This is a genomic window from Nitrospira sp., from assembly GCA_015709715.1.
Classification (GTDB): Bacteria; Nitrospirota; Nitrospiria; order Nitrospirales; family Nitrospiraceae; genus Nitrospira_A.
The window spans coordinates 2,662,628-2,676,284 of sequence record CP054184.1; the positions used below are offsets into that span (position 1 = coordinate 2,662,628).

Genomic DNA, 13,657 nt, shown 5'->3' on the forward strand with positions numbered 1-13,657 from the left:
CTAGCCCAGTACCGCCGTTCCGCCGCGCGCCTCGAAGACATCCCCGAACAGGGTCTGCGTCGAGCCGATCCGGCAGTAATGCGACGTAATTTCGACGAGTTGGCCACGGTGTGAGTAAAACTTTCCCGTTGCGACCTGAATCTTTTCGCCCGGCGCCACGGCCGTTTCCAGAACGGTCTCGCCGGTCTCCTGATCGGTCACTTTCAACCACGCTAGATTAGGAAACAGCGTGGGCGGCGAATCGCTGGTGCTCAGGGCGAAGCGGTTGCCGTCATTGAAGGCCCAGCGGTTGCGACGCAAGTGGGCCACATGGTTGCCGCTGCCGTCGTACAAATCGATGGTCAGTAGGATGCGGCCATGTTCGGGGTTGAGTTCGAGCACCAGCTGTTCCTTCCCCTGGATTCGCAGCACGCCGTTCGTGTTGCGAAAGATGTTCGACCCCAGGCGAATTTCCAAACTGTGCTTCTGTCGATCCGGTTCGAGCGACCGGAAAGGGTTCGGGGTTTCCGGGTTTCGTAATTCCATGCCTAACGACCGTAGTGGTCAGAGGCGCCGAGGGCCACGAGCTGCTGCAACGTAGGCTCTTAGGGGGGCGCTGTCAAGCCCGTAGTGGGCGCAAGCTTACGGGGAAGCGGGGCCTTCGCGCTCATCCGAGTCGGTCGCGGTGACACAGACCGTCACCTCTTGGTCGGAGGAGCCTTGGACGGGGATCGTGATGGACTGGGAGACGGAGCCTCCACCGGTTTTCTGGGAAGCCGGAACGATCTTGGCGATCACCGGCCCTTCCCCGGCGTTGTAGTAAACAGTGGTATAGGCGAGGTTGGTGAGCGGCTTGCCGTCCGTGCCGGTCGTCGGTTCGGAGTACGAAACGGTCACCGTCGATTGCGGCGGCTTCACGCGCACCTTCGTGGTGGCGCCGCATTTGGCCCAGGCACTGGAGTAAGGTGGAGCGACCGTTCCCTCTAGAAAGCTGGCCCCGCAACCGGCCACGCTGAGCAAGACGATGAACAATCCTGATACGGTCAGGCTGCGAGTATGGCGAGACCTCACAAGCATGGGCGTACTCTAGGCCAATTTTGTGCTTCGTTCAAGTAATAGTCCGCGGTGCCCGCCCGCCGTTTGAAAAGCAAAAACCCGCTGTGGTACAGTCCCAGCTCTTTGCACGTCAGTCCATCGACCTGCCTGGTCCCATCGTCTAGCTTGGCCTAGGACGGAGCCCTCTCAAGGCTCAGACACGGGTTCAAATCCCGTTGGGACCACCAACCTTTTCAGGCAGTTAGCACAAGCCGGGTCGTACCCACCCCCGGCATTGTGCTAAATTTGTGATAGTCGTCCTTAAACACCTGCACCGCTTCCCGCAAATTCTCCGGCGCCAGATGCGCATACCGTTGCGTCATCCGTCCATCGCGATGGCCGAGCAGCCGTTGCACCCGATAGAGATCCACGCCCTTCTGTACGAGCGCGGAAGCGAAGGTATGCCGTAGGTCGTGAAAGCGGAAGTTCATCACGCCCACAGACTTGCAAGCTCGCCGAAAGGCCGTCGTGACCATATCCGGTGTCACCGGCTCCCTGTCCGCAGTGTGTTGCAGGAACACAGGGCCGCTTGCGAGTGGACGAGATGGTCTCACGGATTCTAGAGTCCTCATCGCAGGATCACACAGAGGAATACCTAAACGATCCCCGTTCTTCGTGTGATCCAATAGGATCAGTCCCCGAGCCATATCGACTTGCTCCCACTGCAGGCACACCACGTTTTCCCGGCGTAGGCCGGTATAGCGTGCCAGCATCACGATCGGTTGCAACCACGTCGGGCAGGCTTGGTAAATCCTCGCCAGCGTCTCGTCATCGCAGTACCGGACGCGAGCATTGTTCACCTTGCCCATCGACACGCGACAGACCGGATTATCACGGCACCATTCCCACTCTCGAATGGCGATATTGAAGGCGGTCTTCATCAAGGCCAACTCCTTCACGATCGTGGCTGGCGCGGCTCCCGCTTGTTGCCGTTTCCACTTGTACGCGGCAATTTCCTTCGATGTGACCTGAACCAAGGTCTTCTTTCCAAAGACCGGTAGAAGGTGAGCCAGGACGCCTCGCGCCCGTCGTTCGCCATGACGGCTCGCTCCCACGACTCGCTCAGCCACATAACGCTCGACCATCTCTTCAAAGGTCCGTTCTTGTTCTTCGAGCCGGTCGAAATAGCGACCTTCGACCAACTTGACCTTGATCTTTCCGAGCACCGCTTCGGCGAGTCGGCGATCGGTGCATTCGGTACTTCGTCGAACCTGCCGCCCCTGATAGACAAACGTCATCCACCACACTTTGTTGCGCTTAAACAGCCCCATCTGCATCCTCCTTCTGGATGAGGCCTGATTTCGGTCTAGTTTCCCCGTGGCGGGGAGTATAGACCTCAGATTTCGCCGCTTCAATGAGGTGGTCTAGGTCTCGGGTATCGTCGCGTCTCAGGGCGGGTAAGCGGCTTGCTGTGGCCGATTGAAAAGCATCGAGCCACTTCCGAATGTCTTCTGGTTCAAATCTGACTAGGCCATGAATACGACGGCAGGGAATCTTGTTCTTTGAGACCCAGAGATAGAGCGTGGATTGTTTGATATTGAGCCACGCGGAGAGTTCTTTGACGGTGAGCATGATGCAGATACACCGGGGGAGTCTTGCGACACCCCCAGTCCCCCTAACATGGGCTGCCCGCGTGACCGCCGGCAGACCGGTGAAACCGAGTAGGCTGTTTGAGCAAATTGCGGTGTCGGTCTTTCCACCGAGCAATGCCCCTGACAATTTCGTTTAGTAGCCATTCTTCCCCTCCAGGGGTGGCGCAAATCACCGCCAACATCGGCGTCAGGGTGTCACTCACCCATCGTTTCACGTTCTGCAGGGTCTGCACCTGCTTCTCCTGGGCCAATCGCCCCTTCTGAAATCCCTCCGTCAGGAGGGCGTACCACTCCAACACTGGAGCCCGGTACCGTTCTTCGTCTTCGGTGTCTTTAGTAATGTCTCGAAAATCCACATAGGACCGAAGTAAGCCAATGACTAACTCCTTCCAGTCGGTTTCGTCTAACGTTGCCAGTGCTCTTGCACATTGTTCAGCGCGATCCTTCTTGAGTTCCAATTCCCATCGAGTCCCATACTCCTGCCAGTTCTCTTGACCTTTGCTCTGCAATTCGAGCCGTTTGTCATAGATCCGCAACAGGGTCTGACTCTGCGGACTCCCGAAGTACATGGTTTCACCGGTCGTCGCCCCGGTCCCATGCGTCAGGTTGGAGACGATGTGCCGGACCTGAGCCGCCCTTGTGACACATTGACCTGCCGAAACGGCTTCTCGGATTGTTGCCACCGGTACGGTTCCCGCCCGATCATCCAGCGCGCAATCAATGCGCGTGACGTGCCCTTGTTGCGCATGGACCCATTGCAAGAGGGTGCGGATTTCACGCAGTGTCAGGGCGGACGCGAGGCCGCCAGAGAGATCCACATGGATTTCGTTCGGGCGCCGAGGGGCATTGGTGCCCAGTTTGCCGACCCCGCGCAGGCCATCTACCCGCATCCAGGACAAGGGATAGCCTCGGAAGCCGCCTTTGGCCTTACTCCAGTCTCCACCCAGGACCTTCATCGTCTCTTGCGGATTACTGGCCAGGACCGTGAAGGCCAGCCAATCAATCGAGAGGGTGAAGCCAGAATCCATGGAATCTATCGAACTCCTGTACGGAGCGCTGTGGGTAGCGCCCCCGTGTTACCAAGACGGGGGCCATTCCGCTCCGCCCCGCAGCCTGCCGGCATGCGGCGCGGACCGGCTTTGCCTCCTCGTGGTGTGACGGATAGCACTGTTTTCAGCGTCCTTCCTGTGCCGGTCGAACAAGCTTCTGTCGGACCACGCCAAAGGCCTTCTCACCGACCTCTTTAGCGACGATCTTAATCGCCTCGGCTTTGCCGTCCATCACCATGCTCATCAGGACCGCCCCGCGCACATACTTGGAGACGGTCGTGCCTTCCTCTTCTGCGCATTTCTCAATGAGCTTGCGTTCCTGCGCCGTGACTTTGAATTGCAGTGTTTCAGTTTTAGTGTCCTCCATTTTCATCCCGTCCTCCATGTGCGAATATAATACATAATAGAATATGAACAGAAATATGTCAATCTGGTTAGGCCAGTAATAGGGATGGAGAGATGAGCTAAAAGTACAGCTGAGGAAGCACCCACTGCCGCCTCGGATTGTTCATTTAGGCAGGATCTGAAAGGATGCTTTTACCGTCGAACGTAGATTAAATCGATTCAGTGGACAGATTCTCTAGCTGTGAACTGCGCCGATTGCCTATCATGGATGGGATTAATCTGGCCTTAAAGTGAGACTTTTCTGGAAGCGGAAGCGGGGTTGTTGGAACTTTATAAGCGTCTGTAATCGGTTGGATCAAAGCAAGAATCGTAAACGTTCTTATCTATGAAGGACCAAATAGTGCCAGGAACTCCGCGAGGCCTAGGGATATTCCTGTAGTTAGTGAGATTGCATGGGAAGGCAGATTCGAAGCGCAACTGCCGTCCTTGATCTTGGGCTATTTGTTTGGCTAATTTAACGGCTGGTCCAAAATCGTGATCCTGGCTTACAAGAATGGCAACATCATATTGTTTCTCATATGTTAGATTAATCAGATCAATGGCAAGGCTAACGTCAACACCTTTCTCTTGGCCTCCAGGATTAACTCTACCTCTATAAACATAAATTCCTCGACTGCCTAAAAAACGCAGTTTATTGGACCAGAATCCATTCCAGAATGGATCATGCTGTACGTTTGGTACACCCGTGTAGAATCGAGTTTGAGTCAGCGCGCGCCTTGGTTGGAGGTTGACCAAATATGTGGCCAGTTTCGAAACATCATAGCTAGGGTAACAGTAGGGAGAATTTGCAACAGCGGGTACAGGAGCCCACGCACTCTTGGCCAAGTGATAGATATTCTGGCCATCAAAAAAGACAATGACTTTCAGGAGTCCTTCTTCTAAGTTATTGTTTAGAGGCATAAAATGCTAGCTTGACTTTTGGTCGGAAGGACTCCATATTTATTGTATACTTTCCCCCCGCCCACTGGTCGTGGCACAGGCTGCACCCTGGGCGGGTGTTTTTTTATCTGCCGTCGATCAGCATCCCTAGATTTCTTGCCAACAGTTAAAGCCGAATGAATTCTTGCTTACGTAGGTGGGCATATGAAATTTCTAACTTAGCTGTTGCCGTTAAGCACTTTATGTCTGTAGAATTGCCACATCATGCCACGAATAGTCACCAAGCGAAAACTTGTGGAAGAGACCGCTCAAAAAATGACGGCAATTATCCAGCATGCATTGGATCAGCTGCCGTCATCGGAGCGGGCTGGAAAGCTAAAGACTTATCTCTCTAAGGATTCGCTTGAGTCTTCTTCCTCTTCTTCTGCAGCGTCCGGTGAAAGTCGTTCCACAGCATCCGCATCTGTGCGGACACCGGCGTTCCGGGTAAGTGCCCAATCGCGCTAAGCCTCTCCTGTACCTCCGTCCAAGTTGCATTCATGAGCCATTCCATGTGCGCGCGGTCCAGGGCTTGTGCCTCCTTGACCTTATTTTCATCGACGGGAGTTTTTCTCCTTGCTTCATCCCGGACATGCTGTTGGATTTCCTTCGGTGTGAATTTGCTCATGGTTTTGGATCTGTCTGATTCTCCGGCTCAATAGCCTCCAGCAGCTTCTTCATTTTTTCCCATGCCGATCTTGGGAGGTTCCTTGGGACAACAATGCGCGCCACTCCACTAGGCACTGGGACTGGATAGACGAGCCATCCTTCCGCCTCTTCCTTATTTGATAGAAGGGGTTCCATGCTTTCGGTCGACACGTTGGCTGGTTTCCGAGAAGAAGATGGAGGGAGAGAAGCAGGCTCAGCCCCGGTAGCCGGCCGTCCTGCCTGATGTGAGTCAAAGAGGTCAACAAATCTTGCAGCTTTTAGAAAGCAGGAGGCCCATGCTTTGGCCTTATCCTGTTTTACCTTTGCCTCCGATATGAGGACGTTTTCCACATATTGCTGAGCCGGCTCGCTTTTACCTTGATACCTATTTACCAATGCGTGGAATACAGGAAAGTGCCGCATCGCTAGAATGCGGGACTCTGAACGTTCATTTTCATCCTTCGGCCGAATTATCATTTCCCCTAATTCTGTGAGCCGCACGCGATCTTTTTCGAGGTGAAGAAATCCATAGGCACGCAAACTATTGAGCTTCAACGTGAACCATGAACTGGTAGGTTTGTTGCCGAGAATGGATCCAAGATCAGCCTCCGAGCATTCTCCGCCGTAGTTTTGGTACAGCTGTTGGATGTAGTTGAGGCAGGTTTCGAGATCGCTAAAATCTGGCTTCAGGTATGTAGGTGCTGGCATGGCTAGAGTGTACTGTGAATCTCTGCTAAATTCAATACAAAAGTGGGTCAACAAAATCAATTACTTGCGATTTTATATGAGTTCATTTCACATTAATCGGCATAAATAGTGCCGACTCTGGAGCCGCCCTTACCATTTCTTGTCCTCCCAAATTTCCACGTTCAGCGTTCTTTCCCGATTAAAGTTGAAGAAGCGGCATCGGGACTGGCTCTTCTCCGACAAAGCCTATTTGTGCAGCGTGCCAGTCCCGCCAGGTAAGACTTTGAACGACGTCGAATTGTTTTTCCGGACAATGGGGAATATAGGAAAGATCAGGGCACATCAACGTGAGAGAGTTGGCTGGCGGCACCATTTTCCACCGGCGGAGCCGTGAGCCCAAAAGGTAGGGTAGTGAACGGTCGCTCAAACGAGTAACTGAAACGCGTAGGACTCGTACATTTGCTGTGCTAAATTTGTGCTGAAAAGTTTGAAATCCCACCATACTGGTTCAAATTAATGGAAGCCATGGAATGCTCTTAACTGCTCAATTTAGAAGAAAAAATGGGGAAACCTTCGCAAAATCAAGCCACTATGAAAACTACTTAGTATCGACTCTCAAGGCTCAGACACGGGTTCAAATCCCGTTGGGACCACCAACCTTTCCCCTGACCTTCCAAAGTGTTCGCGACTTTCCTGAGAACCGGCCTGGCGAGGGCTGACCCTTCATTAGGACAATCTATAGGACAAACCAGGCGTGGTGTACGTAGTTTCTAGCTGTGTCAGGCGTCGCGGAGCTTTAGGGGATTTTCCAGTTGATGACATTGGTGAGGGCAACTATGATGAAAATGATTTGACTTGCCGCGAGAGTGAAAGCGATTAGTGGGGGGGAAGGTATTTGTCCGAACAAGGAACGTCAAACGTGTATAATTATGGAATGAAAGGCGTGAATCGTCGGGGGCACTGGTGGGCTCAGATTGTAATAGTGGCGCTGTTTGTTCTACTGAGCCCGGATGTTGAGGCAGGTGGACGGCTCCGTGACTTTAGTGGCGATGCGATGCAGCGCTATAACAGTCGGATGATGTCTTCCCCGGTAGTGCATTTCCCTGGTTTGTTCGGGAGTTCCCCATGGCCATACATCATCTATCCCCCGGCCCCGATGCTGACAATTGTGAACATTCAAATCCAAATTCCCGAGTTGGATCGACAGCCAGCGCCAGCGCCCACACCCCTGCATGGGCCCAAATTTTGGACCGCCCGGTGTGGGACCTTTGTCGAGCTTGAAGGGAGTTCGATGCTGAATTTGATGGAAGAGGAACGGAAACCCTGCTCTCCTTGAGGAGCGAACAGGCCGACTGATGGACAAGACGATTGAACCTCACTTATCCCACCCTTTGTCGCTATTCCATTTCTTTCAAATCTATTCCTGGCGCTGCACATTGGTTTGAGTGCCGGCGCGCGTCGCTGCCGTTCCACGAGGTTGAAGCGACCCGCGCGAAGGGAGGATAATCGTGCAGCCTCATGATCCTGCCTGCCCACAGACTGCTCCTGCTCAGTATCGTCGTCCTCGGCATCGGCCTCTACACGCTTGACCTTTACCTTCCCTTGGGAATCGGCAACGGGGTGCTGTACGGCGGCCTCGTGGTGCTGTCGCTTGCGATCCCGGACCGAAAAATTCCACTGCTGGTCGCGGGGACCTGTTCGGTGCTGGCGCTCTCGGATGTCTTTCTCGGCGTGACGTTTCCCAATGTGCCGCTCTGGATGGGATTTAGCAATCGGCTGTTCAGCTTGACGGCCATTTGGTTCCCACTTATGTATGCATTCCAGCGTCGAAAGACCGAAGAAGCGCTCCGCCACGCGCATGATGCGTTGGAAGAGCGGGTACAGGAGCGTACGCGCGAGCTGGCGACCGTCAATCGGACGCTGGTCCAGGAGATTGCCGAGCGGATGGAAACGGAGCAATCGCTTCGCCGGAGCGAAGCTTCGCTGAAGGCGAGCCAGGAAGAGTTGCAGCGGAGCCGGGAGGAACTGCGGGCCTTGGCCGGTCAACTCTTGACCGCCCAGGAGGAAGAGCGCCGCCGGATTGCGCGGGATTTGCATGACGATGTGAACCAGCGGTTGGCAATGTTGGCGATGGACCTGCGCCGGATCGAGAAGGGAGAGGCGGGGGATCCCGACGCCGTCCTAGGCATGGTGCGGTCGATCACGGGTCGCCTGACGGGAGTGTCCGATGATCTGCGCCAGATGGCCTACCGGTTTCATCCCTCCATTCTGGATGATCTGGGGCTGACCAAGGCGGTCCGTCGTCTGGTGGACGACTTCTCGGCCAGTACCGGACTGGAGGTGGTGTATGTGCATCACGATCCCGTGAGGGCGGTTCCCACGGATCAGGCCACGTGTGTTTATCGAATCGCCCAGGAGGGGTTGAACAATGTGGCTCGGCATGCCCGGGCGACGGAGGTAGAAGTGGAACTGATCTGTGATGATGGGACGATCAGCCTGTCGATCCGGGACAATGGCGTCGGGTTTGATCCGTTGCAAGCCTCACAAAAGCAGGGACGATTGGGACTCCTCAGCATGAAGGAGCGGGTGCGGCAGGTCGGGGGGACGTTGGAGGTTGCGGCTGCGCAGGGGGGCGGGACGCTGATCGAGGTGCGGGTGCCGCTTGGGAGAGGGACGGATGTCTAAACCGCGGGTTCTGTTGGCCGATGACCATTCGCTGGTGTTGGAAGGGTTTCGCAGAATCCTCAATGAGCAGTGTGAACTCGTGGGGATGGTCGAGGATGGACGGGCCCTGCTCGAGGCTGCGCAGCGCCTGACGCCGGACATCGTGATCCTTGATGTCTCCATGCCGCTCCTCAACGGCATCGACGCGGCGACCCAACTCAAGAAGCTCCAACCGACGGTGAAGGTCATCTTCGTCACCATGCATGCCGATGCGGACTACGTTCGCTCGGCCTTCGAGGCGGGAGCTTCGGGGTATGTACTCAAGCGATCGGCGGTGGATGAATTGGAGCAGGCCATCCGAACGGTATGGGCGGGGCATACCTACATTACGCCGTTGATCGCCAAGGATCTGCTCGATGTCCTGTTGTCGGCCAGGTCAGAGCAGCGTCCTCGGCGGAAGGCCCTCACCTTTCGCCAGCGTGAGGTGCTACAGTTGTTGGCCGAAGGCCGCACGGTGAAGGATATCGCCCAGCGGCTCAAGATTTCGACCCGCACCGTCGAATTCCACAAGGCACAGGTGATGGAACAACTCAACCTGCGCACCACGGCGGATTTGATCAAATATGCATTGACTCATGGGCTTCTCGCCCCTTCCTAATCTCTGCCTTCCCTGACCCCTCGTAATCTTCCTGTCCAAACTATCGGGGTTTACGAGTTCCGCCACCTCGGCCCGTGGCTTATAGAGGTTCAGCGGCGCGGGAACACTCTTGTTTCCCTGCATCCGCCAGGAGCCTCGATGAGCCACACGGTGCTCGGTTTGTCCACGGAGATACCGTACGGAGCCCGCAGGGTCGAAGCCGGCGGTAAGGTCTCTGCGCGCGCAGGCCGCGCACTTCGACAGTTTCGGCTCGCGCTTCAGCGACGTACTTCAGGTCCTCTTGCCTCACGGCTTGCCGGGTTCGCCGATCAAGTGGCGCAAGCGGCGGCCACATCGCCGTCCTCAGACCTCTGGGACATGGTTCGCGCGGATTGTCGACGAGAGTTTTCGACAGCGGCCCTACGTCATGGGTCGTTGGCCGACGCGATCGAGTGGGAAACGATCAAACTCCAGTCACGACTGGGAGGTGGAATGGAGAGCGCGCCACCTCCGGCCGTCGCGATGTTTCGCGAACGGCGCGTTCATATCGGGCGCCTGATCCATCTCTGGCGTGGTCTGGCGGCGGAGACTGAAGAGTGGCTGGCGGGCCAGGGGGGCACCACGTTCTTGGATGTCGGGCCGTGGGGCGGTTTCAATTTTGTGATCGAGTCCGACGGGTATACCCGCATGCCCTTCGCTCGGCTGACCTTGGCGATGGGGGCATTGCCGGAGACACCCTTGACCGAAGCGGGCGGACCCCTGTTCGATCACTTCCTGCCGCGTTATTGCGAGGCCTTGGCGGAGGCTGGGGTAACCATCCCCGATCACTGGCAATACCAATTTCCCAAGTGGGACTATGCGGGGCGATTGATCGAGCTTTCCGGCACCTATTACTTGCCGAGCCATACCTATGATCGGCGCACCTTCATCAAGGTCCGGTTGTCGCGTGCCTGTGAAACGGTCGAGGAGATCACGCTGCAGGGTTTTCTCGTGCTGCTCGAACGGCTGCACTTCACCACCGATTGGGCGTTGTATCGAGAACAGACCAAGGACGTGGATGCCCGATTCGACCTACAGGATTTCATTTCGCTGAATCATGTGGTGGAGGGGGTTTACCAGCGCTCGGCCGATGAAGAGCGGCTCTTGGTTGAAATCAAAGACGCGTTCCGTGGGACCATCAAGACGCCGGCCGTCCTCTACGGTTATTGGAGGCAGGTGATCATATCGCGATGGGTCGAGAATCTCTATTGGGTGCTGGCTGACGTAGCGCTTGGCGTGAAACGATACCAGCGGATGGTGTCGTTCGCCAGAGAAGTAGTTGATCAGATGCCTCCTCGGCTCCTCATCCCGGTGCGTCGGCAACTCCAGGAGTACCACAGCCGCCTCGGCGCCTTCGGTGTGATCGGCGGCGACGCCGTTTCCTCATAACCTGACAGCGTCCAACGTGCCGATACTGCCCATGATGGGCCGCCGTCGCAGGCGGCCGAACCCTTCCTCGTGTAGCCACCTCTCGATTTCCTTTCACGCATAACAACGGCCTGTCGCGGTGAACGCATACATCAAGAGCGAGAAGACGGCGGCGTCGGCCGGCTGGGTCTTGGCGTCGTTGAGAAAAAACTCCACGATGAACAGTTTGCCGCCCGGGCGTAGCGCCTGGTGGAGTCGTCTCAGCAAACGACGATTTTCTGTCTCGTCGAAATCGTGGAACAGGTTGGAGGCGATGGCGGCATCGATCTGGGATGGAAGGGGAGCGGTGAAGACGTTGCCCCGGATCACGTGAATACGGTCGGTGAGTCGATTGCGTCGGATCAGTCGTCGGGCGACCGTCACGGATTGATCGATCACCATGCCGCTCAGGTACGGGTAACGCTGCGCGAGCGCGAGGCTATAGGAGCCGGCTCCGCCGCCGAGATCGAGAAATCGCCTGGCCCGGGGAGGCAACCGGAAGGTGCCGATCGTGCGAGGGGCGAGCATATGACTTCGCTCATGCATGGCGAGCGCAAACCGACGTCGAAAGGTTGCCGTAGCGGTAACCGGCGCCCAGCCCCGGCGGCCGCGGCGGATGCTGGTCACCTGTCGGTCCAATCGGACCAATGATGGTTGAGAAGCCATAACAGGTTCGTCAGCGCCGTGGGGCTGTGGCCGTCGAGAAACTTCAAACCGAGCGGGGTGTTGCGGTAATAGGAGCCGCGTTGACGGAGCAATCCTAATCCCGCGAGGGCCTGCAGCAAGAGCGTCATCCCTTCGACGAGGGTGCCGCACCGTTTTGCCAGAAGCTCGGCTCGTCGTTCGCTCCGTCCGATTGCGGTGAAGAGGTCGAGTTCGTTCGCCAACAGCAATACTTTGGAGTCGGCATAGCCGTTCGCCAGACGCAGCAGGTCCCGATAGGTCACGACTCCTCCTAATCCCACAGCCCGCATGTATTCCGGCTGGGGCCCCGCCAGTGATACCACAGCGGCGCGGCAATGTCCGGCACTTCACAAGGCGGGGGGGCTAGGAGCCGACGGGGGTCATGAGCCAGTTGGTGATGTAAACGTTTTTGACCCGGCCTCTGGGAAGGAGTTCGTTGATGGCCTGCTTGATGTCCTGCCGGAGGGTGGGGGATTGTCCCGCCGTCTGCAGGTCGGTCGGGGAATAGGCGTGGAAGATCTCCAAGATTTTCCGGTCGATGACATCATGGCGAGCTTGGATCAATCCTGCGGTGCCTAAGCGGTCAATCTCTACCGCGACACTCACTTGAACATAGTAGTAGCGGCGACCATCGTCGACCGGTGCGACGACCGCAGGGAGATTGATCATCACGCCAGGTGGCGTCTGGGCCTGGCCTTTCGCGTTCGTTTGCAGGGAGAAGGTACGCGGCATGATGTCTTTATAGGACAGGCCGATCATGTATCCTGAGAAGATCAGGATGCCGACGATTCCCGCAAGGATCAGGATGGTGAAGCGGACGGTCATGAAAGAATCGATGAAGGGACCCGTCTCGGTGTCTTCGTCAACAGTAGCAGCTCTTTCGGAAATGTCTGTACGTAGTCTTGAGAGGCGAGGGTGGGGGGCGTACGAGGACTAACAGTCAGAGTTTACGAGGGTTCTACCGGCGTCGCACGTCAGATGTCTCCTGCGTAGCAGCGCGTCGCTCATCGAAGTTTCATCTGTCCTTCAGAAAATCTTCATCTTCGCGCCGTACCATGCGCCCCTTTGAAGCAGATCCTCAACGAGGACAGGAAGGAAGGGATGTCATGCGTATTGCCCAAGTCAGTCCGTTTTGGGAGGAAGTGACGGTCGAGAGTGAGGGGGCCGAGGGACAGACTGTGGCTCAGTTGGCCAGGAGTCTTGTGCGGGTCGGTCATGACGTGACGGTCTTTGCGAGTGCCGACAGTTGCGTCACCGGGACGCTGGTGGGCGTGGCCCCGCGCGCGCTCCGGCACTATGCGGCGCCCAAGCGGCACTTGGCCGAAGGCCTCACCTTGTTGGCCCTGGAGAAGGCGCTCTCGTCCCCGGTCCCCTTCGATGTGATTCACGTGCACGCCGGGTTTACCGCGTTTCCCTTGATGCGGCGAAGCACCGTTCCCGTCGTGGCGACGGTGTATGGGGCATTGGATATGCCCGAGGTGGCGGCGTTGTATCGAGAGTTTAAGGAGTTGCCTCTTGTGGCGACGAGTTCCGAGCAGCTGCGTCTTTGTCCCGACTTGAATTGGCAGGCACTGATCCCGCTCGATTCCTCCCAGGATGGAGGCACAACCCATCCTGAGCCGTCGATCGAGACCGCGGTCGCCTACACGGCGGTGTATGAAAAGGTGTTCGCCGTAGCGGCCTCGTTCAGGCGCCCGTCCGTGCCCCGTCACGTGCCCTCCCGCTTTGCCGAAACGCACGCGTGACCGGTTGCGTCTCGAATCGTGCGTCCGATCAGGATGCGTCCTCCGATGGGACCGTGAGCGATGAGGCTTGAACGGCTTGCGTTCACGGTCCTTGAATTGACCCCGCGA

16 protein-coding genes and 1 tRNA gene are annotated in these 13,657 nt (G+C 56.7%); 5 read left to right on the top strand and 12 right to left on the bottom strand.

Annotation, left to right across the window (positions count from 1 at the left end):
- Both HRU82_12900 and HRU82_12905 read right to left on the bottom strand, forming a co-directional pair.
- The gene (locus HRU82_12900; GenBank protein ID QOJ35782.1) at nucleotides 1-525 is read right to left on the bottom strand and encodes a hypothetical protein; all 525 of its coding nucleotides are present in this window, start codon (nucleotides 523-525) and stop codon (nucleotides 1-3) included.
- Between the two features lie 96 nt (nucleotides 526-621).
- Nucleotides 622-1,056, bottom strand: coding sequence for a hypothetical protein (locus HRU82_12905; protein QOJ35783.1), 435 nt, complete (start codon nucleotides 1,054-1,056; stop codon nucleotides 622-624).
- A gap of 128 nt (nucleotides 1,057-1,184) precedes the next feature.
- Here HRU82_12905 and HRU82_12910 point away from each other — a divergent pair.
- Nucleotides 1,185-1,262, top strand: a tRNA-Glu gene (locus tag HRU82_12910).
- 6 nt (nucleotides 1,263-1,268) lie between these two features.
- On the opposite strand, the gene HRU82_12915 is transcribed toward HRU82_12910, so the two are convergent.
- The 7 genes from HRU82_12915 to HRU82_12945 form a co-directional block, all read right to left on the bottom strand.
- On the bottom strand, nucleotides 1,269-2,345 hold the full coding sequence (locus HRU82_12915) for a site-specific integrase (GenBank protein ID QOJ35784.1): 1,077 nt from the start codon (nucleotides 2,343-2,345) through the stop codon (nucleotides 1,269-1,271).
- Nucleotides 2,332-2,646, bottom strand: a complete 315-nt coding sequence (locus HRU82_12920) for a helix-turn-helix domain-containing protein (protein ID QOJ35785.1) — start codon at nucleotides 2,644-2,646, stop codon at nucleotides 2,332-2,334. The genes HRU82_12915 and HRU82_12920 overlap by 14 nt, the downstream gene beginning before the upstream one ends.
- Before the next feature lie 43 nt (nucleotides 2,647-2,689).
- Complete coding sequence (locus HRU82_12925) at nucleotides 2,690-3,694, bottom strand: replication initiation factor domain-containing protein (GenBank protein QOJ35786.1); 1,005 nt, start codon at nucleotides 3,692-3,694, stop codon at nucleotides 2,690-2,692.
- Nucleotides 3,695-3,839: 145 nt separating this feature from the next.
- Nucleotides 3,840-4,100: a hypothetical protein gene (locus tag HRU82_12930; GenBank protein ID QOJ35787.1), complete on the bottom strand. Its 261-nt coding sequence runs from the start codon at nucleotides 4,098-4,100 to the stop codon at nucleotides 3,840-3,842.
- A 290-nt stretch (nucleotides 4,101-4,390) separates the two neighbouring features.
- Nucleotides 4,391-5,020 (bottom strand): NYN domain-containing protein, encoded by a 630-nt coding sequence (locus HRU82_12935; protein QOJ35788.1) that lies wholly within the window; start codon nucleotides 5,018-5,020, stop codon nucleotides 4,391-4,393.
- Nucleotides 5,021-5,390: 370 nt separating this feature from the next.
- Complete coding sequence (locus HRU82_12940) at nucleotides 5,391-5,666, bottom strand: hypothetical protein (protein QOJ35789.1); 276 nt, start codon at nucleotides 5,664-5,666, stop codon at nucleotides 5,391-5,393.
- Nucleotides 5,663-6,394, bottom strand: a complete 732-nt coding sequence (locus tag HRU82_12945; GenBank protein QOJ35790.1) for a hypothetical protein — start codon at nucleotides 6,392-6,394, stop codon at nucleotides 5,663-5,665. Before HRU82_12945 ends, HRU82_12940 begins: the two co-directional genes overlap by 4 nt.
- A 1,497-nt stretch (nucleotides 6,395-7,891) precedes the next feature.
- On the opposite strand from HRU82_12945, the gene HRU82_12950 reads away from it, so the two are divergent.
- The 3 genes from HRU82_12950 to HRU82_12960 all read left to right on the top strand — a co-directional run bounded on the left by HRU82_12950 (nucleotide 7,892) and on the right by HRU82_12960 (nucleotide 11,102).
- Nucleotides 7,892-9,058, top strand: coding sequence for a sensor histidine kinase (locus HRU82_12950; protein ID QOJ35791.1), 1,167 nt, complete (start codon nucleotides 7,892-7,894; stop codon nucleotides 9,056-9,058).
- Nucleotides 9,051-9,695 carry a response regulator transcription factor gene (locus HRU82_12955; protein QOJ35792.1) on the top strand — a complete coding sequence of 215 codons (645 nt, stop codon included), beginning with the start codon at nucleotides 9,051-9,053 and terminating at the stop codon, nucleotides 9,693-9,695. The genes HRU82_12950 and HRU82_12955 overlap by 8 nt, the downstream gene beginning before the upstream one ends.
- 138 nt (nucleotides 9,696-9,833) lie before the next feature.
- A complete protein-coding gene (locus HRU82_12960) occupies nucleotides 9,834-11,102 on the top strand; it encodes a hypothetical protein (GenBank protein ID QOJ35793.1) in 1,269 nt (422 codons plus the stop codon).
- 93 nt (nucleotides 11,103-11,195) lie between these two features.
- Here HRU82_12960 and HRU82_12965 read toward each other — a convergent pair whose 3' ends face one another.
- The 3 genes from HRU82_12965 to HRU82_12975 all read right to left on the bottom strand — a co-directional run bounded on the left by HRU82_12965 (nucleotide 11,196) and on the right by HRU82_12975 (nucleotide 12,629).
- Nucleotides 11,196-11,786 carry a methyltransferase domain-containing protein gene (locus tag HRU82_12965; GenBank protein ID QOJ35794.1) on the bottom strand — a complete coding sequence of 197 codons (591 nt, stop codon included), beginning with the start codon at nucleotides 11,784-11,786 and terminating at the stop codon, nucleotides 11,196-11,198.
- On the bottom strand, nucleotides 11,744-12,067 hold the full coding sequence (locus HRU82_12970; GenBank protein QOJ35795.1) for a hypothetical protein: 324 nt from the start codon (nucleotides 12,065-12,067) through the stop codon (nucleotides 11,744-11,746). Before HRU82_12970 ends, HRU82_12965 begins: the two co-directional genes overlap by 43 nt.
- Before the next feature lie 100 nt (nucleotides 12,068-12,167).
- Nucleotides 12,168-12,629 carry a flagellar basal body-associated FliL family protein gene (locus HRU82_12975; GenBank protein ID QOJ35796.1) on the bottom strand — a complete coding sequence of 154 codons (462 nt, stop codon included), beginning with the start codon at nucleotides 12,627-12,629 and terminating at the stop codon, nucleotides 12,168-12,170.
- A 281-nt stretch (nucleotides 12,630-12,910) separates the two neighbouring features.
- Here HRU82_12975 and HRU82_12980 point away from each other — a divergent pair, with 281 nt between their 5' ends.
- On the top strand, nucleotides 12,911-13,549 hold the full coding sequence (locus HRU82_12980; GenBank protein QOJ35797.1) for a glycosyltransferase: 639 nt from the start codon (nucleotides 12,911-12,913) through the stop codon (nucleotides 13,547-13,549).
- Nucleotides 13,550-13,657: the final 108 nt, after the last annotated feature.

Bases quoted from the DNA above. Each gene is read 5' to 3' on its own strand.
- HRU82_12915 (QOJ35784.1), bottom strand. From the start codon at position 2,345: ATGGGGCTGTTTAAGCGCAACAAAGTGTGGTGGATGACGTTTGTCTAT.
- HRU82_12930 (QOJ35787.1), bottom strand. From the start codon at position 4,100: ATGGAGGACGGGATGAAAATGGAGGACACTAAAACTGAAACACTGCAA.
- HRU82_12920 (QOJ35785.1), bottom strand. From the start codon at position 2,646: ATGCTCACCGTCAAAGAACTCTCCGCGTGGCTCAATATCAAACAATCC.
- HRU82_12940 (QOJ35789.1), bottom strand. From the start codon at position 5,666: ATGAGCAAATTCACACCGAAGGAAATCCAACAGCATGTCCGGGATGAA.
- HRU82_12960 (QOJ35793.1), top strand. From the start codon at position 9,834: ATGAGCCACACGGTGCTCGGTTTGTCCACGGAGATACCGTACGGAGCC.
- HRU82_12980 (QOJ35797.1), top strand. From the start codon at position 12,911: ATGCGTATTGCCCAAGTCAGTCCGTTTTGGGAGGAAGTGACGGTCGAG.
- HRU82_12975 (QOJ35796.1), bottom strand. From the start codon at position 12,629: ATGACCGTCCGCTTCACCATCCTGATCCTTGCGGGAATCGTCGGCATC.
- HRU82_12945 (QOJ35790.1), bottom strand. From the start codon at position 6,394: ATGCCAGCACCTACATACCTGAAGCCAGATTTTAGCGATCTCGAAACC.
- HRU82_12955 (QOJ35792.1), top strand. From the start codon at position 9,051: ATGTCTAAACCGCGGGTTCTGTTGGCCGATGACCATTCGCTGGTGTTG.
- HRU82_12950 (QOJ35791.1), top strand. From the start codon at position 7,892: ATGATCCTGCCTGCCCACAGACTGCTCCTGCTCAGTATCGTCGTCCTC.
- HRU82_12905 (QOJ35783.1), bottom strand. From the start codon at position 1,056: ATGCTTGTGAGGTCTCGCCATACTCGCAGCCTGACCGTATCAGGATTG.
- HRU82_12935 (QOJ35788.1), bottom strand. From the start codon at position 5,020: ATGCCTCTAAACAATAACTTAGAAGAAGGACTCCTGAAAGTCATTGTC.
- HRU82_12900 (QOJ35782.1), bottom strand. From the start codon at position 525: ATGGAATTACGAAACCCGGAAACCCCGAACCCTTTCCGGTCGCTCGAA.
- HRU82_12925 (QOJ35786.1), bottom strand. From the start codon at position 3,694: ATGGATTCTGGCTTCACCCTCTCGATTGATTGGCTGGCCTTCACGGTC.
- HRU82_12965 (QOJ35794.1), bottom strand. From the start codon at position 11,786: ATGGCTTCTCAACCATCATTGGTCCGATTGGACCGACAGGTGACCAGC.